Source organism: Maribellus sp. YY47 (assembly GCF_023111095.1).
In the GTDB taxonomy this organism is placed as follows: domain Bacteria; phylum Bacteroidota; class Bacteroidia; order Bacteroidales; family Prolixibacteraceae; genus Draconibacterium.
Window position 1 is genome coordinate 1 of record NZ_JALGYW010000002.1, and the last position, 24,032, is coordinate 24,032.

A 24,032-nucleotide genomic window follows, 5' to 3' on the forward strand; every position below is an offset into this window, starting at 1 on the left:
CTATCTCAGTGACAACTTGCAATTTAAAGGACATCGAATAGTCCTTCTGTGTACGCTTAACGTACTGTGAATGATTGATTTCTTTCATAACGCTACTTTTTGTGTAACGCTATTTCAGGACGAGACACACAAAATAAAAAAGCAACAATCTCATATTCAGATTGTTGCTTTTTTATTTCCCTTTTTAATATAAATATAATATAAATTTTTAAACCTATTATTAGGCAATATTGCCCTAGATCCTATCATTTATTATGACTTTTTCTGCATTTTGATTTGGACAAAAGAAATATTTCAATTTGCTGTTTTTTAAGATCACCCTGAATGTATAATATATGACGCTTCATTGATTTATAATATTACTGTGTCTGGTTTAACGCTGATACTTGTGCTAACTTGCATTGTCTTCTGCTACGATCGGCTTAATTGTATTAATGATAAAAAGCTGATCTTCATCTATGTTTAATTTTTCCAACTCGAATGAATTATACTTCCCTTCTCTTCATTATTATCAATACGAAGGTGAACATCAATTTCCTGTTGCATTTCTTCAACATGCGAAATCACGCCAACAATACGATTTTCTTTTCGCAGCGATTTTAGCGTATCGAAAACAACTCCCAGCGATTCTTTGTCCAAAGAACCAAATCCTTCGTCGAGGAAGAAAAAGTTTTGATTCGATTCGGTAATTTTCTGAATGTTGTCGGCCAACGCTAAAGCCAGAGATAATGCTGCCTGAAAAGTCTGGCCGCCGGAAAGCGTTTTTACACTTCTGATCTTTCCGCCATTCATAAAATCGCGCACCTGGAAATTATTGTCGGGCGTGATTTCTAAACTCAGCTTTTGCCGGGTGAGCTGAAAGAAACGATCGTTGGCGGCATTGCATAAATTTTGCAGGTAAACAGAAGATATATAATTAACAAAACCACTGGCTTTAAACAACGATTTCATCGTTTTTAGGTTCTCTGCACGAAACTCCAGCTTTTGCAGTTCTTTCCGAAGTGCAGCCTGGCTTTCCAAATCTTTTTGTAGTTTCTTTAGTTGTTCCGAGATTTTCCCTAACTCCTGGTTCTTGCGAACAACCTGATCTTTTAACAAAGCAATGTCTGCATTTAATTTCTGATGTGTTTCCTGGTCATAGATTCGTTCGCCGATGTCTTTCTGCAATTGTTCCAATAACGAATTAGCACGCAAAAACTGATCATTAAAATGATCTATTCGTTGTTTTTCCCTTTCCGGATTAAACGATTCCGACAAGATCGCTGTAACCTCATCGATGGAATTATACGTCGATTTCTCCAGCTGTTCCGTTGTTTGCTGTTTCAGCTTCTCCAGGCTTTGTTTATCCTGCTCAAGTTCCTTTTTGCCGGCCTGTACCGCACCAAACAGGGTGTCGCGCAGTTTGCTTTTCTCCGTTATTTGCTGTGTTATTTCGGAAAAAGATTTTTCTAACTGGTTGTGTTCCTTCTGAAGATTACCTTTTTCTGCTTCTATCTGTTCAATTTTAACTTCCTGATAAGTTTCAGATTTTATCAATTGAAGTTGCTTTTCAATCGTTTTAAGTTCAGTCTGCTGTATGGTTATAGCGGTTCTGATTTTTTCAACTTCTGTCTGATATTTTTTGTAATCATTCTCCTTCTTATCAATATCTTTCCCTAACTTCTCAAGCAAATCTTCCTGCTTTTTCAATTCTTCCTGAATACGCCTTGCTTCCTGAAACGCCTTTTCCAGTTCGGTTTCCACACGATACTTCTCCCAAATAAACTTCTTTACATGAGCATCGATTCTAGCCCGCTGAGCCTTTTGTTTTTGCAACAAAGAGGCTTTTTGCTGCTGAAACATCTCTTGCTGTTTGCTGAACAGATTTATGCGGCTTATCCAATCTGAAACCTGTTCCTGCTCTTTTTCATTTGCCCGTTTTTCTGCTTCAAGTTTCGATAGCGTATCGTTCAGGTCTTCGGTTTTTAATACATCCGGGTGATGCAACGAACCGCAAAGCGGACATGGCGCGCCATCTGCCAGATTTTCGGAATAGGCTTTTAACTGTGCCTTTACCCGGATATGACTTTCCTGTTCATCCAGTGCTTTCCGCTTTTCCTTTACTTTCTCAGCTTTATCCTTTAAGCTCTGAAGTATACCGGGGAATTCAATTTCAACTTGTTGCCCAAGCCCGGCTTCTGCCAGCAATTTTACCACTGAATTTTGCAGTTTTGAAGTTGCGTTTTGATTTTCTTCCAACTCCTTTTGAATTGCCGGAAGTTCTTTTTCGAGAAAATGTTTCTCGGTGTACCAGGCTTTCACAGCGGATAATAATTCCAGATCGGGCATCTTCCCTTTCGAAACTTTTATCAGTCCTTCCAGCTCTTGTTTCTGGGTCTTTAATTCTTCCAGTTTTCTTTCCGTTTCGTTACAAACCTGAGTTCCTTTCTCTAGCCGTTTACTTTCCTTTAAAATAGTTTGTTCCAGGGTTTTTATCTGAACCAATCGGCCAAGTTCGTCTGCCTTTTGCTTCAATTCTTCTCTTTTTTCATAAGCTGGCCGCAATGCATCAAGTTTCTTGCTCAACGCGCCGATTTCGTCTTCCTGTTGCTTCAGTTTTATGTCATCCTGCTTAATCTGTTTTTCGCGAACCTGCACTTTTTCATTGATCGATTTTAATCCATCTACCAAATGCTTAAACTGAACCACACATTGTTCGTAACGCGAAACTTTTTGTTCCAACTGCTTAACTACCGGTTCCTGTTCCAGCAACGATTTGAGTGCTTTTTCAGCTTCTGATTTTCGTTTTGATAAGTCTTGAAGTTTCCGAAAATCTTCTTCGGACTTCTGATCTGCAGTAAGTTTTAAATTCTGCTCTTTAAGTTCATTTTCGAGCTGCTCCAGTTGAGATTTAAATACTTTCAATTGTTCCGGATCAACAGCTCCCAATTGCTGTAACTGACCTTCGATGTTCTGCTTTTCTGCATTATTTTTGCTTTCGAGCGATGTTACTTTATAATAAAATTCGAACTTCCCGAGGTTGAAAAGTTCCTTCATCATTTGAGTGCGGTCCTTATTTCCTAATTGTAAAAACTCCTGGAACTGTCCCTGCGGAATGATGATTGTTCGTTTAAAATTGTCGTAACTTAAACCGATCGCCTGTTCCAACTCAGCCGTACCGATGGGTATCCACTCGTTCCCTTTTTTTTGGTAAGCCGATCGGTCGAGCGCTTTTACATCTTCAAAATTCTTTCCGTTGCGCTTGCCTTTAACCGTTGCCCGATAGGCAGTTTGTTCCTTGCCGGTTTCAAATACAAAATCGATGAGTAGTTCATTCGATTTCAGGTTCATCATGTTGTAGTAACGATTGTCTCCTGAAAGATTTAGCCGATCGGTTCGGCCGTAAATGGCAAATGTGATGGCTTCCAAAATCGAAGACTTTCCACTTCCTACTGTTCCGAATATCCCAAACAGATTCGCAGCTGTTAGTTTTGTGAAATCGATGGTTTGTTTTTCCTGGTAGGAATACAAACCTTGTATGGTAAGTTGTACGGGTATCATTATTCCTCTTCAGCTAAAATTTCAGTAAATAGATTCATCAGGTCATCGTTGGGTTCCTGTCCCTTTTCGTGCTTAAAATAATCGCGAAAAAGTTCTTCCATGCTGCGACTCAAATCAATCTGTTTTTGCTGGTTTCCAACCAAATTATCAGGATTTGTTACTTCGGGAATGATCGAAACAATTCCGGCATGTGCTTTATTCAGTTGCTTGCGATCAATGGCTGTTAGATAAGTTTCTGTTACCAGTGTTAATTCCACTAAAGCATCCTGATTTTCGGACAACCAATCCAAAGCTTCTTCCACACCTTCTGCACGTTTTCGCAACAATCGCTTTCCGTTACTTAATTCTATTTCTCTTACTTCTGCAGTTTGTCCGGGTTCGATATCAACCAACAAAACGTACTTTTTCTGATTGGCTTCAGCAAAACTGTATGACAGCGGACTGCCACAGTAATAAACCGGATCGGAATCATTAACAACACGATGCATCCGGTGAAGATGCCCCAAAGCAGTATACTGTATTTTCGAAGGGATATTCTCGGTATACACTGCCTGCGCTCCTCCTACATGCAATATAGGTTTTTCATCTTCGGGTTCTTCAGGTAACTCATCTCCTTTTCTGACCATAAAAAGATGTGAAACCAGGATATTTACACCCGTTTCATCACAATACTGTTCTGCCAGGGTTTCCCATTTTCCCTGAAGTACTGCTCTTAATTCTTCTTCGCTGTTTTCCACACCCAGGCAGGTTTTCAGGCGGTACTCGTTAGCATAAGGCGTAAGCAATATTCGTAGCTGAACAGTTTTCCCAGGGAGTTGCAATTCCAGAAAACCCTCTTCACTATTCAGCACTTTCAGTCCTGATTCCAGTTTAAAGGGCGCAACCTTGGAATTTGGATAACCGGCAAAAATTATCCCGCACTCGCGAGCCAGCGGATCGGGTGCCTCAATGCGGTCGGGCGAGTCGTGGTTACCAGCAATGGCGATTACAGGCCGACGACCATTGTTAGTTAGCCGCTTCAACGTTTTGTATAGTAAATCGACTGCTTCGGTGGGAGGATTAAACGTATCAAACAAATCGCCGGCCACCAGCACTGCATCTGCTTGTTCATGGTCTGCAATTTCACAAATTTCCTGCAGAACTGCTTGCTGCTCTTCTAATCTGGAAAAATCATCGAGCCGCTTACCGAGGTGCCAGTCGGAGGTATGGAGGAGTTTCATTGTATTAATTTTTAAACTAATTTACTTTCAACAAAATTATTCGAAGTATGATACCAATTTTCTGCCACAACTTAATAAATAATCAAATGAGACAATCTCAATGTGATTCAAATTGGAATTAAGCATTCTTAAAGCGTCAAATTCAGGGAAGGCTGCAGAGCCAGGAAAACGCTATATTTAAAAAACCTGATTCGGAATATTTCAATAAGAAAAGATACCTCCTGTCAGGGCTCCTAAAGTATGAGCAAAAAAGTAAACACTGTTCCCCAATCCAGCTTCAGTTAGTTGCAGGTTGCACTTTTCCATTAACAGTTTTGTGAACGTCGCATTTATGTCCAGATCAACGCCAAACAGAACCAAAATCCCAAAAAAAAATGCCACAAGTTACTTACAACTTGTAAGATCAATCTAACACAAAAGAACTTTGGGTATAACTTCTTTCCCAATTCGTTCCCAGCTTCAGCTTGTAAACGCCTATTTTAATTCCAGCTGTTCAACTTCCGAATTTAGAGAACCTATCGCTTCCTTGTAATGTTCTATCATCAACTCCAACTGTTCGGGATTGGCACCGGCAACATTTTCCTGCTGTCCTAAGTCATCCATAAGATTATACAGTTGAAATTCAGGACTATTTCCCAGCTCAATATTCACATGCGCAGCTACTGCCGGTCCCTTGTAAGGAGGAATCATCAGCCAGTTGCCCTCACGAAGTGCGGTGCGGGTTGAAGCTTCCAATACCAAAGATTTGCGCCCCTGTTTGCTTTTGCCCATCAGTACATCCAAAAGCTCTTGACTGTCGGTAGTTTTGACTTCTGTTCCGGCTAATTTCGCCAACGAAGCCAGAAGGTCCATCTGACAAATCAGCGCATCCGATTTTTGAGCTTCAATTTTCCCTTTCCAGTAAGTTATGAACGGAACGCGGGTTCCTGCTTCAAATAAACTGTATTTCCCACCGCGAAGTCCGCCATTTTGATCGTGATTTCCGATACGTTCAACAGCCTCATCGTAATAACCGTCGTTTAATACCGGGCCGTTGTCGCTCGAAAAGATTATCAGTGTATTTTCAAGAATGCCTTCTTCTTCGAGCGTTTTGATAAACTCGCCCACACACCAGTCGGCTTCCACAATTACATCGCCACGCGGACCAAGATTAGTACTTCCCACAAATCGTGGATTTGGAGTTCGTGGGACATGAGGTTGCTGCATAGCATAGTACAAAAAGAAAGGTTCGTTTTTGTGCTGCTTTACGTAGTCTTTTGCTTTTGCCAGAAAATGATCAGCCATATCCACATCACTCCATCTGGCTTTTTCTCCGCCTTTCATAAATCCGATTCTCGGAATCCCGTTAACAATCGAATTATTATGTCCGTGCTCCCATTTCATTGTTGTTAGCTCCGGATTTTTCAGACCAGTGGGTTCTCCTTCGAAATTTTTGCTGTAACTCACCTCTATCGGATCATTTGGATCCAATCCCTGCACCAGGCCGTTTTCCAGGTAAACCGTTGGAACCCTGTCTTGCGTGGCTGCCATAATGTAGGCATAGTCAAAACCTACTTCGTTGGGCCCCGGACTTACATGTTCGTTCCAGTTTACATTACCTGTTCCCAAACCCAGATGCCATTTTCCAACAGCACCGGTGTAATACCCTTGCTGTTTTAGCATTTTCGGAAGGGTGATTTGTGCCGTATCGATGATCAGAGGCGCTGTACCGGGTAGGATTTTCGCGTCTTTATTTCGCCACGGATAAACGCCTGTAAGCAATGCGTAACGACTTGGGGTACATGTGGACGATGATGCATGCCCGTCGGTAAACATCACCCCTTCTGTTGCCAAACGATCTATATTTGGTGTATGAATTTCCCTGGCACCATAAGCGCTAACATCTCCGTAACCAAGATCATCAAGGTAAATAACAACAATATTGGGTTTATCGTTTGCTGCCGTTTCGGAAACAGCATTTCTCGGATTTCCTGCACAACCGGCAAGAATAACCGAAAGAATCAAGAAGGAATAAATAGCTGATTTGAACGTATTCATTTCAATATAGTTTTATTGATTTTTAATCGTCATTTGTATCCCACGAAACTACTGTTTTAGTCGTAAAACAGCATTGACTCCAGTCATTTTTTAGCAATTTCCGTCAAGTTTACCGGTCCACAGCAGTGCGGTTTTCATCCCACATCAAAACATTAGTCAGCAATTCCTGGATCAAATACCGACATTATGGTTACTCTCTGTAATCGTAATTGTTGGGAACAAGGTTTAAACTGCCCAGAAAATCCATGCAAGCCGCTTTAACATTGTAATTTCGCCCCGCCATTTCATGTACTTTTTTTATGACATCAATAAACGGTTCCTTGTCGTCGGTGTACATCAAAAAGTTTAACGCCAGCAGCGCAATATCCATGTTCTCCGACTGGCAACTTTCAATAATAATCTGCTGTGCTTTCTTATTCTGCCATAATTGATAAGAAATAGCGGCAGCTCCAAGTGAAACCAATGGATAAGTATCGTCCATACTTTTCACGATCTGCGGCTGAAATTCCTTTAAAACCTCGGGTGTCTGACTCCGCAATCCCATTATTCCCCAATACCTGACAATGTTATTCTTATCCTGAAGAAGTTCGGTTTGCGTTACAGCAATCTCCTGCCCTCTTTTTCCTGAAAGTGAAGCGGCTTTGTAGATTTCGGCAAGCGGATACTTTTGTTTGTCCAAACGATATTCGTACGCCGTTTCCCTTTCTGAAAGCAAGCCGATTTCATACTCGGGCAAAAACATTACATCCCTGGCTTTTAAAACTTCTTCATCCAGTTGGGTTCTCATTTTTTTGAGCACTGATTTGTATTCAGGATCATTTGCCAGATTCTTGGTTTCCCATTGATCGTTTTCAATATCAAATAAATATTCGGCCGGCCTTTCTTCAAAATAACTTCTTTGTAAAGAATCCAGCAGATCAGCAAGGTAATCGCTTCGCATTTGCTGTACTATTTCAGCAACATACATGTAGCGGATATATCTTCCCTGCGGAATAAAAGGCAGATAATTGCGCGAATACATGTACTTTCCGTCGGTAACGCTTCGTACCATATCCATTCCATTATCCGAGCGGTCGGCCGACAAAATTAAATGATCAACTGGCTGCGAACGCTTCTCTCCCATCAAAATCCTACCTTTCAAATAATCAGGAATTTCGCTTCCTGCCAAACTGATCAGAGTGGGCGCAAGGTCTTCAAAATCGATCAGTTCATCGGTAACCGCACCTGCAGTCCCCCATGGCGAAAGCTGTTTGTACATTTCCGGAAACCAAACCACAAAAGGCACCCGATAACCGTAATCTATACCATTGGTTTTCCCGCGGGGCTCACCTTCTCCATGGTCGGCATAAAAAAAGATAATGGTACTGTCGCGAAGATTATCAGCATCAAGTTTTTCGAGCAATTCCCCTATCCGTTTATCCGTTAGCGAAATGGAATTGTAAACACGGGCAAAATGTTTCCGCATTTCAGTGCTTTCGCGGTAAATGGGCGGCATTTCAAAAGCATCTTCAGCAATGCGTTCATCAGTATCCAACTGATTCCATACGTTCTCAGTATACCATTCGTAGGGCATTGTCATTGTTCTTGACTGATGCGATTCGTTAAAATTAAAAACAGAAAAGAATGGCTGTCCCGGTTTTCTGTTCCACCAACCTGCTTTACCTGAGCTTTCGTTCCACGCCTCCTGTATAAAAGCTTTTGGCTTTGCAACGTTGTAGTCGGTTTTTGAATTATTGGTAACATAATATCCCTGCTGCTGCAAATAATAAGGAAAGCCCTTTATATAGTCAGGAATGGGATATTCACTCCGGTGATTGCCGGTTCCCATTTTAAACGTCCGAACGCCGGTGATAATGGTACTCCTGCTCGGAGAACAAACCGTACCTGTAGAAAATGCATTGGTAAAACGAACTCCTCCTTCTGCCAGTTTATCAATCACCGGAGTTTTGGCATTTGGATTACCGTAACAACCAAAAAACTGGGGAGAGGAATCTTCAATAGTAATCCATAAAATATTGGGTTTGCCTTGTGCAGAACTGTAAAGAACTGCCAGCAAAAATGAAAATGCCAGTAATATTTTTTTCATCCGTTTAGCTTATTGGTTTAATCTGAAAATAATACGCTAAAGATACAGATAACACTCATCTGCAAGGACAATTTTTAATCCATTTAGGGGGTAAATTCTATTCTGCACTGATCCGAACAGTCTCATCAATTTACGGCAGCACACTCAGTATCAAAAGCCTGTAGACCAACTACAAGCTTATCGCAAAACCGGATTATCGAGCTAATTTCTTCTCTTTCGAATACCTGCTTTATCTCCTAACAAGGATCTCAAGGAACCAAAAATTTTGAGAACGTGAGATTATTCTATTTTTGTGGAAGAATAAAACCAAAAGATGGACAAAAAACTACTGGAATACTTATCGGGATACCTCACCTCTCAACGCCTCGAACTTTTCAATAAAATACTGAATATGCGCACCCGGTATCTTACCGTTGTGCTCGAAGATATATTTCAACCTCAAAATGCCAGCGCTGTTCTGCGCACCTGCGATTGTTTTGGCATCCAAGACATCCACGTTATTGAGGGCCGCAACGAGTTTAAAGTAAACGGCGAGATTGCCATGGGTTCATCGAAATGGCTGACGGTAAACAAGTACAAAGGCGCAGATAACGGAAACGTGGAAATGATCAGAAAATTAAAAGCCCAAAATTACCGTATTGTAGCCACCACCCCACATTTGAATGATCAGGAATTGCCTGATTTTGACCTTTCGAAAGGAAAAACTGCTTTGGTATTCGGCTCCGAACGTCCCGGGCTTACAGATACACTGATTAACGAAGCGGATGAGTTTTTGAAAATTCCAATGTATGGTTTTACCGAAAGTTTCAATATCTCGGTTTCTGCTGCGGTTATTCTTCATCATCTCACCCAAAAACTTAGGGAGAACGACACGATTGACTGGCATTTAAGTGACGACGAAAAAGATGAACTTAAGCTGGATTGGATCAGAAAAAGTATAAAACGACACGAACTGATCGAAAAAAGATTTTACAAAGGGAATCTACCGTAACTCAGGCTCGTTTTGATTTTTCCCAGTTCACCGGTTGCCGGCCTTTGAGGTAACGCAACATCCCGCGAATTCCGGCATAATTAATCATCACAAAATAATACGGTGCGAATAACATTTTCAGCCGAATTCGCTTTTGCTCAAAATACCAACCGAATACCGCAATTCCATAACACACTAACTGAAGCCAGAATACCAGTGCATAAAAGTTAGAAGGGCACCAGGTATTATGTTGCATCACCAACAGTAAATTCACGAACGGAAGCAAAAACAGCGCAATTGGAGTGAGGGTCCAGCGCAGCACCTTGTGTGAAAAGTATTGCCACGAAAGAATTCCGTAACGAAAAGGATTCATCAGGCCTCTTAAACGGAAAATGGTTTGAACGCCACCTGCTGCGATCCTGATTTTTCGCTTTAACTCTTCGCGTACATTTAGCGAAGCAGTCTCTTCGGCGTAGGCCCCCGGAGCGTATGCAATTGTATATCCCTGCATGGCAATACGCAGCGAAATAATAAAATCATCAAGTACAATATCGGGTTCCAGCTCCTGAAAAAGTTCTTTTCTAATGGCAAATACGCCTCCGTCGGCACCTATTACTGAGTTAAAATCTGAATCCATTTTTTTCATCCAGGATTCAATATGCCAGTATAATCCTTCTCCGGAGGACGCAGCAGTATTATCTGCTTCCTGCACAATCCTTTTCTCTCCGGCAACACATCCTACTTTAGGTGAATGAAATTTCTGAACGATTTCTTTTACAGTATCCGGGCCCAGAATGGTATTGCAATCAGAAAAAATAATGATATCCCCCTTAGCGAGCCTCATTCCATGGTTTATGGCATTAACTTTCCCTTTTCTTTCCGGCAAATATTCGACATCAATTCCAGAGTACTTTTTCAACTTCTCGTTTGTGCCATCATCCGAGCCGTCTGAAACCCATAAATACTGAATTTTTCCCTTTGGATAATTAAGTGCGAAGGAGTTTGCTACCTTTTGCTCAATATAATCTTTCTCGTTATAGGCTGGTACAAATAGGCAAACTTCGGGTTCAGAAGATGCAGAATACAGGTTTTCTTTCGCCGGAGCAACTGCCTGCTTTAATTTTACCAGAAGCCACAAAATCAAACCATAACCCAGGTAAGTGTAAAACAGGATGAATAACAAAACCCAGAATATGATGGTTAGCATCATTTGATGTATTGTTTGTAAAAATCAATGAGTTTACTGGCAGTAGTTACGTTATCAAATTTTTCGTGAATAAACCCGATGGCGTTTCTGCCAAGGCTATCATACAGTTCCTTATCTTCAACCAGTTTTGAAACGGCTTCGACAAACTCGTCTGTATTTTCTGCAATCAAAATGTGTTTGTCTTTCTCCACTTCAATCCCCTCGGCTCCAATGGGTGTTGATACGATGCTTTTTCCGAGCGCCATTCCCTCAATAATTTTAATACGCATACCCGACCCCGAAAAAAGCGGAACAATCATGATTGCTTTTGAATTCATAAACTCATAAGCATCGGCCACTTCGCCCAGAAACTGCACATTCGGCTGGTCCAATTTCTTTTCGAACCACGCCGGAGCATTCCTTCCGGCCACATAAAACTTGAGTTCAGGATATTTTTTATGAAGGACCGGCCAGCAATTCTGTATAAACCAAAGCAATCCTTCCTGGTTGGGTCCCCACTCCATCGAACCGATGTGAAAAAGCGAAGGGTATTCCAGGTTCCGCGAACTGGGAAATAATATGGAACTGTCGATTCCCGTTTGAGAAACCATCGATGGTTTGCGGTTCCCCATGCCATACAAGATAGAATCGTCGCGCTGAGTTATCGGAACCAGCACATCGTAATTATTTAGCAGCCGTGTTTCAAACTTCCGAATTCGGAGGGATAAATTCCTCATATAAAACTTCTTGAGTCCTTTATTGATTTCGGCCGACCTTCCCCAAATCTCGTGTTCGATATTGTGTGCCCGGTAAACGATCAGTGCTTTAGAGAACTCACGAATCAACGAAATATACGGACAAACATACAGGCCTTCCAATTGGATGATATCGAATTCTTTTTCGGTAAGCAGTTTGATTAATTCGGTTGAAAAATTATCGGCGATAAAACGACTGGCATTGTATGGTTGCTGAGAAAACAACAGATTGACTACCAACTTAATGGCGCTAATTCTTGCCGGTACATCGACCAATCTGAACTCGGCCATGTTTTTGATTCGTTCCGGAATTTCGTCGATGGTAATATGATGTTTCACCGTATTCATGGATAAAACGGTAACATCGTGCCCCAGCAGGGCGAAACCTTTGGTTAAATTCATACAGGCGATGGCCCCACCGTCTTTGGTAGGATAAGGCACTTTATTGGTAACCTGCAGTATTCTCATGGTTTTATTTTTCCTTCTCTTTTTTGGAAATCAATTTCGACAAGCCCAACTTACTAAAAAACTTGGTATAGGTTTCTGTCGACATAATGGCAGAATCGGTTGCAGCTTTGTAAGTAAGCCAAATTCCCATAGGAAGAAAGATAAACGAGGAAAACCACATTCCCCCGAACATCGACCATACATCTTCGCGGGCCGATTTCTCTCCCGTCATCGAAATAATATAGTACAAAATAAACATGAGTATGGACACGATCACCGGCATTCCCAGTCCTCCTTTCCGAATAATGGCTCCCAACGGGGCACCGATAAAGAAAAAGATCAAAACAGCAACCGACAAAGAAAATTTACGGTGCCGTTCCATTTTATATTTGTTCAGCCATTTCTTTTTGTTATACAGCTGACTTTCATACATATTTACATTTTGAGTTACCCCTCGGGCACTTTGCAAGGCACTTCCGGCAATTTCAGCCTGAACCCATTTATCTCTGCCGGTAAAAAAGGCATCAAAATCGAAGATTGAATCGGCTACCGGAACCTGCAGGTTAACTTTCAATGAATCGTGCCGTTGAACCAGGTTGGTCATTTTTTGAGATAGCGTAGCATTCAGGTTAATCTGCTCCATGTACTTGCTCAACTGGATGTAATAATCGTCTGACAAAGTATCTTCCATCGCATAAAGTTGCTTAATGGTAAGCATGCGGTATTGATTTTTAAAAATATCTTCGTCTTTACGGTTAAAGTCAAAACCACGAACCTTCACCCGAATGGTTTGTTCATCAAACGAATCACGTCTGAAGCCGTTATTATCTTTTCCTTTGTTCGCCTGTGATTTGTCGTCGGCATAATTCACACCGTTAAACAGGTTCAACACCATATACCGCTTGTCTTCAGTTATCCGCAACATTCCGGAATCGGCTACCGTAACACTTTCGTTTGCCTTACCTCCTGTATGATCGTATATCAGCAAGTCGTAGAGCATTTTGCTTTTACTATCTTTCCTCCCGACTTTAATACTGTAGCCATCCATTTCGTTGGTAAAAACTCCCGATTGCAGCACCAGTTCAGGACGCTGTTGTTTTACACTAAACATCAGTGTTTGAAAACGAAGGTTTGTTTTAGGCAACACATTGTTCGAGAAATAAAAAGCAATGAGTGTTACCAACACCGCAATTACAATCAAAGGTTTCATGATGCGAAACAGGGAAATACCTGCCGATTTCATGGCTACCAACTCGTAATTTTCGCCCAGTGCGCCAAAGGTCATAATCGATGCCAGCAACATGGCCAGCGGGAAAGCCAGTGGCAACAAAGCAAATCCGGCATAAAACATCATTTCGGCTAAAACCCCGAATTCAAGTCCTTTCCCTACCAAGTCGTCTACATATTTCCACAGAAACTGCATGAGTAATACAAACAGCACGATGAAAAAGGTCATAATAAAAGGACCAACGAACGACTTTATTATGTATAAATATAAGCGTTTCATTAATTCGGTTCTATTGAAGAAACGTGTACAAAACTAAGCTATTTTAGCTTCTGGGAAAGGAAAAAGAGTTAAGATTACTTATGATTTCATAAAAAATGAGAATCGGAACCAAAGTGTTAGTTCGATTATACTTTAAGATCCCAATACATGTTTAAGGTCGGCTACCTGGGTTTCCCACAAATCTTTGGTTTCCTGTTCTTCTCCTTCTTCTGAAAAATCAGTGATCAACAGGGAAACATCTCCGGTTAGTTCATCTTGTGTTATGCGGAATTCAAAATAGGTATCGTCGTCCTCATCAAGCCAGTTAAAGCGTACCAGCCGATTTTCTTTCTGCATCGTCATTTCGGCCGTTTGTTCTGTTTCATCCCAAACAAAAGTATATTTTCTGCCTTTTACACGCACATCGTCGGCAAACCACTCTGTAAGCCCGGAAGCTGTACTCAGCCTGTTGTACAGAACTTTGGGAGAGCAATTAATAAGAAACTCGATCTGAAATCTAATTTTGTCCGGCATAAGTTTGATTTTCGGCAATATATATATTATGAACGGAACTAACAAACATCCTTTTCGGTGCGCCAAAAGATCTTTTCAAAAAAAATAGATTTTCTGAATGGAAATAAAAATAAATACTATATTTGCACCGCGAAAATCAAAACCGATATACGAATCGGGAGTCACAAACGACAGGGTTTTTAGCCCACATAATGGCGAGGTAGCTCAGCTGGTTAGAGCGCATGATTCATAATCATGAGGTCGGCGGTTCAAGCCCGCCTCTCGCTACTGAATATCAAGGGATTACAACAACAATGTGATCCCTTTTATTTTTTGTTCAAACTGCGTTCAAACAACCCTCTAAATAGTATTTATTTAGTTTTCAGATATCTGCCTCCCGAAATATCCCAGAACTTATTGAAAAACGAGGTGAATTTTTCAATCACTGACTCACGTTTTTTGGTTCGGTCGCCAGTTGGTGTAAACCTTGATACAGGAGGCAAAACTTTTGTAATTGCCGTACCTGTTGTTTGCACGTAACCATCACGGAAAGCATTGTTTATAAAATGATATGTTTCCTCTTTATTTAAGTTTTCCTCTTCAATAATTATATTCAGTTCTTCAAGTCTTTTAGCATCAACAAATGATTGCCAATCATCATCGATATTTGAGGCAGGATTCAAGGAATCAATAAAGCGTTCGATAAGCTCTTTCTTGTTCCGGAGTTCAACGCTTGAATCGATTGCTTTACGGATGCTAATTACAATTTCTTTGTCTTTTAAATGACCTTCGTGGTACTTTTTAATAAGTGCTAAAATGTAATCGATATTGATTTCAACCTGCTTTATCAACTCCATTTCAAAAACAATATCATCATTCACATTTTCGCTATCACCTTTGTTTTTACCTCGAAATTCGTTGTACAGGTTTATATACATGCTATGGTAATCCTGCACATCACGTTCGGACAATATTTCGTTACCAGCAAACTCATCGAAAGTGGTAAGTATATTTTTAACCTTTAGAATGGCACTGTAAAGCTTTATGAAATCCTTTTGGTTTTGCTCGCCAATAATTTGTTCACCAACAGGAAATTTGTCCTGTAAATCGCTAACTAAATCAATATATCCCGGAATATCCTTTTTGCCATCTTTATAACCGTTGTAGTATTCGTTGTATGTTTTTAGTAGAACAATACCTCCGGCTTCTTTATCACCAAACAGGGCAATACTTTCGTTTGTAGCTTTTTCGAGGTTACGGAAGCAAATAATATTACCAAAAGTTTTAATTGAGTTAAGAATACGATTTGTGCGCGAATAGGCTTGTAAAAGCCCATGCAAGCGAAGGTTTTTATCAACCCATAGGGTGTTTAATGTTGTGGCATCGAAACCGGTAAGGAACATATTTACTACAATTAGCAAGTCTATTTCACGCTGTTTCATGCGTAAAGAAACATCCTTATAATAGTTCTGAAACTTATCGGTTGACGTATCATAATTTGTTTTGAATACCTGGTTGTAATCAGAAATAGCCAGTTCCAGAAAATCGCGGTGACTTTCAGTTAAGCCATCTGTATTTTCAGAGTTTTCTTCATCCAAACCATCTACTTCATCGTCAGGGTCGTTTGCACCATAGCTAAAGATTGTTGCGATTTTTAATTTTGAAAGTTCCGGTATTTCGGCTTGCTGTTTTTTAAATTCTAAATAGTAGGCTTTGGCAACATCGATTGAGGCAACAGCAAAAATTGCATTAAAACCCGATAAACGAATTTTCTGTTTTACCTCTTCAACCTTTGCTCTATTACGGGCAGAAGCTACTTCGGAAACATTTTGCAATGTGCCGAATAAATAGGGCTTGCTATTTCGTTTTGTTTTTTGGTCGAAGTGTTCGCGAATATATGTTACAACATTACTTATACGCTTAGGGGCTGCTAAAGCCTTTTCCCTGTCAATATCCCATACTTTGGCATCTTTAATGTTTTCCTCTTCTTTCATTGTACTGATGTAATCAATACGGAAAGGGAGAACGTTTTTATCAGTAATGGCATCAACAATTGTATAGGTATGTAGTTTATCGCCAAAAGCCTGTTCGGTAGTTCGTAAATTGGGTTTACTGCTGCTGCTTGAATTAACTGCAAATATTGGTGTGCCGGTAAAACCAAACAAGTGATATTTTTTGAATGCTTTTGTAATGGCTACGTGCATATCGCCAAACTGCGAGCGGTGGCATTCATCGAAAATAATAACCGTATGCTGACTAAAATCGGAATGGCTCTTATTTTTCTTAATCAGCACTGACAGTTTTTGAATGGTTGTAATTATTATCCGTGCATTGGTGTTGCCCAATTGCTTTTTAAGAATTGCCGTATTTGTATTGCTATTGGCTGCGCCTTTCTCAAACTTGTCGTATTCTTTCATGGTTTGATAGTCGAGGTCTTTTCTATCAACAACAAATAATACTTTATCGACAAATGGCAATTTGCTTGCTAATTGAGCCGTTTTAAAAGAGGTAAGTGTTTTGCCGCTTCCGGTTGTGTGCCAAATATATCCACCACCCTCAACCGAACCATAGGTTTTGTAATTGTTTGAAACTGTAATCCGGTTTAGGATTCGTTCGGTAGCCACAATTTGGTATGGCCGCATTGCCAACAACAGCTTATCGGAAGTAAAAACACAATATTTTGTAAGCAGATTTAGCAAAGTATGTTTTGCAAAGAAGGTTCGGCAAAAGTCCATTAAATCGGTAATTGGGCGATTGTTGGCATCAGCCCACCACGAAGTAAATTCATAGCTATTGCTGGTACGTTTCCCTTTAGTGACTTTGGTGCTGCTTTGTTCTTTAATATGTGAAAAACGGGTTGTATTGCTGTAATACTTAGTGTATGTACCATTCGATATAACGAAAAGCTGCACATATTCAAATAAACCACTGCCAGCCCAAAATGAATCTCTATTGTAGCGATTTATCTGATTGAAAGCTTCTTTAATATCAATACCCCGCTTTTTAAGTTCGATGTGTACCAATGGCAAGCCATTCACCAGAATAGTAACATCATAGCGATTAGGGTGTTTACCATCGTCAACTACATATTGGTTAATAACCTGTAGTTTGTTGTTGTGAATATTTGCTTTATCAATCAGATAAATATTCTTTGTTGTGCCATCATCTTTTGTAAGTAGTTGTATATGGTCTTCCTGAATGGTGGTTGTTTTTTCCTCGATGCCGCTGTTTTGATTGGCAATTTTGCTTTTGAAAAATTGCTCCCATTCCGAATTTGAAAACTCATAATTGTTTAACAGCTCCAATTGCTTGCGTAAGTTAACAATCAGTTCATCTTCGGTGGTTATAGGTAAATAATCGTATGCCTGTGTTTTAAGCTGTTCGATAAAAGCATTTTCGAGGTCTGCCTCGCTTTGGTATGAAGTATCTTTACGATATAGCGGTTGATATTCGGCTACAACTGTACTTTCGGGATTTTCGGCTACTAAAGAATAGGTCATAATAGTTAAATATTTTCGTCGAAACCAATTCCTTGATTATCGATTGCTAACAATAATTTAAATTTGAGTTCCTCACAAAAATCTTCCTCATTCATAAGAAAAGAATGTACTAACTCAGCCAACAACTCTTTTTCAATGCGACCGGCAGCCAAATGGTAACTAATATTTTCCATTTCGTGCAGGAATCGTTCTATGCAAAACAAATACCCATTGAAGGATAAAAATTGAACACCTAACGTAATTGATAAGCGTTTATTACCATCGGAATAAGCATGATTACGATTAATTGACCAAATCAGATGTACCAGTTTATCCTCAAAAGTGGGGTAATAATCGTCAATCTGTATCAATTCCAAAGCACTCAATAAATAACCGATATTAATGACATCATAATTGCCACCACCGCTATATTCTATTGTTTTGCGATGCGTATGTTCTGCCTGCTCCGGTGTAATATAAAAAATCATATCAGTCGCGCTCTTTTAATCGTTTCAATGCTTCCTTATATTCTTCCAGGCGTTTGTCGAGTTCCATACTTTTATCTCCAAGGAATTTTTCAAAATCCTCGGTACTCACTGCGCCAATGTATTCCTGTAAATTCTGGTGCAACGCATCACGAAAAAGCATGTCGCGGCTTGCCATTTTTACACGAGCTTTTTCACGAAGAGGTTCCCATAATTTTAGCTGTTCAAATTTCGAGAATAGTAAGTCTGTTTCGAATGCATTGAGTTTCCGGCCAAGCTCCAGCGACTTGTTTTTCAAAATGTCGGCAAAGCCTATTTCGTAACTCGAAATAATATCGAGCACCTCGCTGTACATGGTGTGACGAACATTTTCTTTAGCTTCCAGCTTTAATATTTTACGATACTCTTTTGAGTTCTCTTTAAAAATGCTGCTGTAAATTTTATCGGTGTACACCATGTATTTAAATGGCCCCATATCTACATAGTCGCGTAATGCATCGGTAAATTCACGACGGTAATCTTCACCTTTGAGCAGGTTTACCACAAACTCCTCATCGCGTTGATTGATGTATTTGGTACTGCCCCCGGTTCGCTTATTAATGGTGTCGATTACAATGTCGAGAATAACGCTGCGTAATTCTTTTGCTTTTTCGCTGGTTGTCAGTAACATTGCAATGTTAAGAAACGCCCTGAAATTAAAAACTCCTAATACGGTTGATTTGGTCACGAAATCGGTTTCGTTACCAAATACATCCGAATAGACTAATTTAAAGTCAATCAGTGATTTACCACGTAAGACAACGTAACCGTTTTTTTCGATTTCTTTTTGATTTTTCTCCAAATAGTTATCGATGGTTCGTTCGGTTACTTCAAAAAAATCGGCCACCTGCTTTTTGGTAAAGCGAAATTCCTGTTCGTACAATACGCCGGTAATACCCACTGCTTTCTGAATTTCCTGAACAGCGTATTTGTTGTTGAGAATATTTTGCCGGGTAATGCCCGAATTTGTTAAATCGTTGGCCATACTCTTATTAATGATTAATGGTTAGAGGTTAGTGATTGCTTTGCAGTTTTGATACTGCTGGTTAGCATTTTAATGATTTCAATGGCATCATTATTCAGACTATTGAACATATCCACAGATAAGTATTCAGTAGCATTGAGAAGTTCGAGCCAGTAAAGTGTTTCGTTGATTTCTTTTTGGGCAATGGCCATTTTGTGGACAAAATCGGCTTTACTTTCGGAATGTTCTGCTTCACGAACCATTGCACCAACGGAGGTACCACTGCGTAAAATTTGTTTCGATAAGACAAATTCCTTTTTCTCATCGCACAAGTATTTGTATAGATTTACAATCCTTACAGCAAATTTGAAACTCTTATCTTTTAATACGCTTTCTTTCATAGTGGTAAACTGTTAGTGGTTAATTAAAATACGTTTAACTGTAACAGAATAATATCTTTTGGATTGGAATCTAATATTGCTCATATTTAAATACTTTAAAATTAATCACTAACCATTCATAACTATCCACTTACCACTATTCACTAACCACTGGTTCAAAGCTTAAAAGCTTTGAACGGTAATATTCATACTGCTTTCTCCTTGCCTCAATCTCGGCAGGTAAACCCACCGATATATCATTCACTAAAGCGTCGAATTTATCTAATATACCTACAATACGTACCTGTTCTTCCATTGGAGGAATGGGAATTTTGGCTTTGCTTAAACCAGGCGCATTAATAGATGAAATTTTACCGGATGATATAGAACTTTTAATTTGCGAACGGAAAAGATTTGTTTGCAAGTAATAGGACACATACTTTGGATTCATTTTATGAGAATATGCAAAACATGCATCATGAATAACCACATCAGAATCACCTAACCAAGCAACACCATTACCAATATCTTCAATAGTTTCGCCTGCTGAAACAATAACCACATCACCAGGGTGCGCAACACGAAGTTTTGCAGCTAAATTAGGGTTTAAATAAGACTTTGCCTCTTTTGCCCATATTTTGTAATGGGTGTACAATTCACCGTAGTGAATACATGGAACACCCTCTGAGACAATATCGTTCTTTACAAATCGTTTACCCCTGATAAACTCACCAACTTCTCCAAGCATTTTCCATTCCACATCTTTACCATCAAAACACAATAGTTGGTCGCGGTAGTATATGTATTGGGCGCGACGCGCCTCCAGCTCCGCCTCCAGCTCCGCCTCCAGCGTGGTGAATTTGTCGAGAATCGCGACTATTTCTTGTTGAATAGGAAGTGGGGGAATTGGAAATTTATACTTTTTAAATCTACCCATATCTACAGACGGGAAACTGGCCGTGTTAGTATTATTTTTACACCACTCATCAATAATGAACATGTAATAATGAAAAAATTTCATATCAAGTTTGTCATCAAACGATTTACGTTTTGACAAAAACGTAAATCGTTGATTCGCAAGCGAATCAACAATTATTAATGCATGTTCTCCAATGGTTGCTGTTGTAGCAACTATTATTGAGTTGGCTGGAAATAACCCGCTTCCTTTAACAGCCTCTGGTGTAATATGTTGAATTGAATCAGAAAGAATATGACCATTTTGTCTTATATCCTCCATTCTGAACCAAGGAATAGTACCATTAGTCCAAAATTCAGAATTTGCTTTTGAAGGAGTGTATCCATTCTTTATTTCGAATACTTCCTGTAACTCTATAAACTCAGCACCATCAGGACAGTATTGTTGAATAAGTTCCTCTATTTTACTCACAAGCTACCTCCTTCCAAATCAGCGACTATTTCGTCAATGGCTGTGCGAAGCTTGTTTTGGCGGATTACAATTTCGGCAATATGAGCATTGAGTTTTTCAATATCTACTTCTTCAGTGGTGTTTTCTTGCTCAACATAGCTGCTTACTGAAATATTATAATCGTTTTCGGCAATGTCTTCGTTTTTTACCAATTGGCAAAAATGGTCTTCATTTTTCCGGTCGATAAATGCCTTTAATATCCGTTTGCGGTTAACATCGGATAATTTGTTTTTATTGCCACCACGCTCAAATTCTGCCGAAGCATCGATAAATAGTGTAGCATTGTCTTTTTTACTCTTTTTAATAACAATAATACAGGTGGCTATGGTTGTACCAAAAAACAAATCGGGAGGAAGCTGAATAACGGTATCAATGTAGTTGTTATCCACCAAGTATTTCCTGATTTTCTGTTCGGCACCTCCACGATATAGTACGCCCGGAAACTCAACAATGGCAGCCGTACCCGAAGTGGATAGCCACGAAAGCATGTGCATGGTAAACGCTAAATCGGCTTTGCTTTTTGGAGCCAGCACTCCGGCAGGTGAAAAACGGGGGTCGTTTATTAAAAGCGGGTTGGCATCGCCATCCCATTTAATGGAATAGGGTGGATTTGAAACAATACAATCGAAAGGCTCATCGTCCCAATGTTTGGGTTCGGTAAGGGTATCACCGTGAGCAATATCGAATTTCTCGTAATTAATATCGTGCAAAAACATGTTGATACGGCAAAGGTTGTAGGTAGTAATATTTACTTCCTGACCATAAAATCCCTGCCTTACGTTTTCTTTGCCCAATACTTTGGCAAATTTTAATAACAGAGAACCAGAACCACAAGCCGGGTCATAAACCTTATTTACCTGCTTTTTGCCAACAACAGTCATTTCGGCAAGCAATTCAGAGACTTCCTGTGGTGTAAAAAATTCACCTCCAGATTTTCCGGCATTGCTGGCGTACATGGTCATTAAAAACTCGTAGGCATCGCCAAAGGTATCGATGGTGTTGTCCTGGTAATCTCCTAAATTTAAACCTCCAATGGCTTCGAGGATTTTAACCAGTTTCTCATTTCTTTTCTGAACTGTTCCTCCCAGTTTGTTGCTGTTCACATCAATGTCATCGAACAAACCTTTTAAGTCATCTTCGCTGTCAGTTCCTTTAGCTGAGTTTTCGATATTTTTAAAAACCTTGCTTAATGTTTCGTTCAGGTTTTCATCGTTCTTCGCTTTCTTCTGAACATTTATAAATAACTCGGAGGGCAGTATAAAAAAGCCTTTTTCTTTTACTGTGTCAGCCCGACCAAATTCGGCATCTTTATCTGAAATTTTGGCGTAATCAAAATTTGTATTTCCGGTACGTTGTTCTTCCTTATTGATAAATGAAGTCAGGTTCTCGGAAATGAACCTGTAAAATAACAAACCCAGTACATACGATTTAAAGTCCCAACCATCTACACTTCCGCGGAGGTCGTTTGCTATCTGCCATATTGCGCGGTGTAGTTCGTCGCGTTCTTGCTCTTTTGCCATTATAAATTATTTCTTTTATTAGGATGTGTGCTTTTAAATTTGTTGCCGTCTTTTATGAAAAGAACCAAAGATAAATAAATATGGCTACAGGCCCTGTTTCATTTTAAGGCAAAAATGACAAAATATTGAGTATATTTCGTAATCAAATCTTCAGTTTGCATAAATAATCATTAGGTTTTGTTTTTCTCCGATTAAATAAAGAAATGACTCATGATATTTAATTATCAAGTCACGTAAAATCATTACATTGGCACACTATTATTATGTACAATTAAGGATCACAACTTACATAATCCATAAAATGACTATTCAATTTAACACCTCAGAAGGAAGCATTCGAAAAATTTCCGAAAGGAAGAAGTATTGGTTTGTAAGAACTTATTCAGGAGCAACTTTCGATGATTTTCAGGAAAATAATTACATCGGAATTGGCCTAAACTTCGTGCCGCAGAATTTGATTCAGAATGTCCAAGGAGATAATCTTAGCATTCCGTACGACACATTAAAAACTTTTATCGCCAATAACTCAGACTACGAAAAAGGAGAAGTCACTAAATGGGCAAATCAATTAGTTGCCTTCCAACATGATATGCAAATTGGTGACTGCGTAATAATTCCAAGTAAAAATTCCGATTTCTTAGCGATAGGAGAAATTGAAAGCGAAGTCTATATTACAGACGACACAAGAAGATTCGAATTCAATGACAACTATGAACCTTATCCAGAGAAAAGAAGACGTGTAAACTGGATATTACTTAAAAAGAAAGAGGATTTCCGTGGAGACTTGGATAACATATTTCATAGTCGACAAGCGATATACAATATTGACAGACTCGCCCAAACAATAGAAGGATACATCTCTCCTCTGTTCATGATAGGAGACACGAGCTATATGGTTATTCAAATCAGGCAAGATGAAAATATAAACGCATTTGCCTTTAGCAAATTTTTGGATTCTCTTACCTACTTCTACACCGAAATTTGTGAAGAACATGGTATTGAGTACAATGAAGAACTTTATATAAAAATTAAAGTTCAATCTAAGGGTAAAGTTGCCTTGGCAGCAGTAGCGTTGTTAGGATTATTAGGAATATCAACAATCTTTGCGTTATCTGACGATCCAAGAATAAAATTAGACTTAGGAAGATACGGAACATTGGAAGCAGAAGGTGATGGGCTTTTACAATCATGGACAAATTTCCTCAATGCGAAACAAGAGAGGCAGCAAAAAATGATTGAATTCCAAGCATCCATGGACTCAATAAAAGCAGCTACGCATAATGACTTAGATGATGAACTTTTGGACGATGCCCAGGAAGAGAGGGAAGGAGAAAATAGATAATAAAGCAGAAAGTCCGAGAAGAATCCAAACTAATTTCCGGTCAGCGATTAGCTGATCAACATGAAAAATCTTGTAAGATATAAAGTACAGCGGTGTGTAAAATATACTCAATTCCACTAAGAATATTGCCAAACAAAATATAACGGTTACAAGGCTC

16 protein-coding genes and 1 tRNA gene are annotated in these 24,032 nt (G+C 39.6%); 3 read left to right on the plus strand and 14 right to left on the minus strand.

Annotated features, from left to right (window positions below; genetic code table 11):
• Positions 1–462: 462 nt before the first annotated feature.
• From MR764_RS01570 to MR764_RS01585, 4 genes are all read right to left on the minus strand, one after another.
• Positions 463–3,540: an SMC family ATPase gene (locus tag MR764_RS01570; RefSeq protein WP_247977629.1), complete on the minus strand. Its 3,078-nt coding sequence runs from the start codon at positions 3,538–3,540 to the stop codon at positions 463–465.
• Positions 3,540–4,760, minus strand: a complete 1,221-nt coding sequence (gene sbcD / locus MR764_RS01575) for an exonuclease subunit SbcD (protein ID WP_247977630.1) — start codon at positions 4,758–4,760, stop codon at positions 3,540–3,542. The genes MR764_RS01570 and sbcD overlap by 1 nt, the downstream gene beginning before the upstream one ends.
• A 474-nt stretch (positions 4,761–5,234) precedes the next feature.
• Positions 5,235–6,797, minus strand: coding sequence for an arylsulfatase (locus MR764_RS01580; RefSeq protein WP_247977631.1), 1,563 nt, complete (start codon positions 6,795–6,797; stop codon positions 5,235–5,237).
• 190 nt (positions 6,798–6,987) lie between these two features.
• Positions 6,988–8,883, minus strand: coding sequence for a sulfatase (locus tag MR764_RS01585; protein ID WP_247977632.1), 1,896 nt, complete (start codon positions 8,881–8,883; stop codon positions 6,988–6,990).
• A gap of 313 nt (positions 8,884–9,196) precedes the next feature.
• Between MR764_RS01585 and MR764_RS01590 the strand changes: the two genes are divergently transcribed.
• Positions 9,197–9,874 (plus strand): RNA methyltransferase, encoded by a 678-nt coding sequence (locus MR764_RS01590; RefSeq protein ID WP_247977633.1) that lies wholly within the window; start codon positions 9,197–9,199, stop codon positions 9,872–9,874.
• 1 nt (position 9,875) lies between these two features.
• Here the strand turns inward: MR764_RS01590 and MR764_RS01595 are convergent, their stop codons facing one another.
• From MR764_RS01595 to MR764_RS01610, 4 genes are all read right to left on the minus strand, one after another.
• Entirely contained in the window at positions 9,876–11,063 is a 1,188-nt protein-coding gene (locus MR764_RS01595; protein WP_247977634.1) for a glycosyltransferase family 2 protein, read from the minus strand.
• On the minus strand, positions 11,060–12,262 hold the full coding sequence (locus tag MR764_RS01600) for a glycosyltransferase family 4 protein (RefSeq protein ID WP_247977635.1): 1,203 nt from the start codon (positions 12,260–12,262) through the stop codon (positions 11,060–11,062). Before MR764_RS01600 ends, MR764_RS01595 begins: the two co-directional genes overlap by 4 nt.
• 4 nt (positions 12,263–12,266) lie before the next feature.
• On the minus strand, positions 12,267–13,748 hold the full coding sequence (locus tag MR764_RS01605; RefSeq protein ID WP_247977636.1) for an LptF/LptG family permease: 1,482 nt from the start codon (positions 13,746–13,748) through the stop codon (positions 12,267–12,269).
• 132 nt (positions 13,749–13,880) lie between these two features.
• Positions 13,881–14,261 (minus strand): START-like domain-containing protein, encoded by a 381-nt coding sequence (locus MR764_RS01610; protein WP_247977637.1) that lies wholly within the window; start codon positions 14,259–14,261, stop codon positions 13,881–13,883.
• Positions 14,262–14,454: 193 nt separating this feature from the next.
• On the opposite strand from MR764_RS01610, the gene MR764_RS01615 reads away from it, so the two are divergent.
• Positions 14,455–14,528, plus strand: a tRNA-Met gene (locus MR764_RS01615).
• An 83-nt stretch (positions 14,529–14,611) separates the two neighbouring features.
• Here the strand turns inward: MR764_RS01615 and MR764_RS01620 are convergent.
• The 6 genes from MR764_RS01620 to MR764_RS01645 all read right to left on the minus strand — a co-directional run bounded on the left by MR764_RS01620 (position 14,612) and on the right by MR764_RS01645 (position 22,533).
• Complete coding sequence (locus tag MR764_RS01620) at positions 14,612–17,740, minus strand: type I restriction endonuclease subunit R (protein ID WP_247977638.1); 3,129 nt, start codon at positions 17,738–17,740, stop codon at positions 14,612–14,614.
• A 5-nt stretch (positions 17,741–17,745) separates the two neighbouring features.
• The gene (locus MR764_RS01625) at positions 17,746–18,207 is read right to left on the minus strand and encodes a type II toxin-antitoxin system death-on-curing family toxin (protein ID WP_247977639.1); all 462 of its coding nucleotides are present in this window, start codon (positions 18,205–18,207) and stop codon (positions 17,746–17,748) included.
• Between the two features lies 1 nt (position 18,208).
• The gene (locus MR764_RS01630; protein WP_247977640.1) at positions 18,209–19,228 is read right to left on the minus strand and encodes a hypothetical protein; all 1,020 of its coding nucleotides are present in this window, start codon (positions 19,226–19,228) and stop codon (positions 18,209–18,211) included.
• A gap of 14 nt (positions 19,229–19,242) precedes the next feature.
• Entirely contained in the window at positions 19,243–19,608 is a 366-nt protein-coding gene (locus MR764_RS01635) for a four helix bundle protein (protein WP_247977641.1), read from the minus strand.
• A gap of 136 nt (positions 19,609–19,744) precedes the next feature.
• On the minus strand, positions 19,745–20,974 hold the full coding sequence (locus tag MR764_RS20330) for a restriction endonuclease subunit S (RefSeq protein WP_247977642.1): 1,230 nt from the start codon (positions 20,972–20,974) through the stop codon (positions 19,745–19,747).
• Entirely contained in the window at positions 20,971–22,533 is a 1,563-nt protein-coding gene (locus MR764_RS01645; RefSeq protein WP_247977643.1) for a type I restriction-modification system subunit M, read from the minus strand. Before MR764_RS01645 ends, MR764_RS20330 begins: the two co-directional genes overlap by 4 nt.
• A gap of 301 nt (positions 22,534–22,834) precedes the next feature.
• Here MR764_RS01645 and MR764_RS01650 point away from each other — a divergent pair, with 301 nt between their 5' ends.
• On the plus strand, positions 22,835–23,875 hold the full coding sequence (locus MR764_RS01650; protein WP_247977644.1) for a hypothetical protein: 1,041 nt from the start codon (positions 22,835–22,837) through the stop codon (positions 23,873–23,875).
• Positions 23,876–24,032 lie beyond the last annotated feature (157 nt).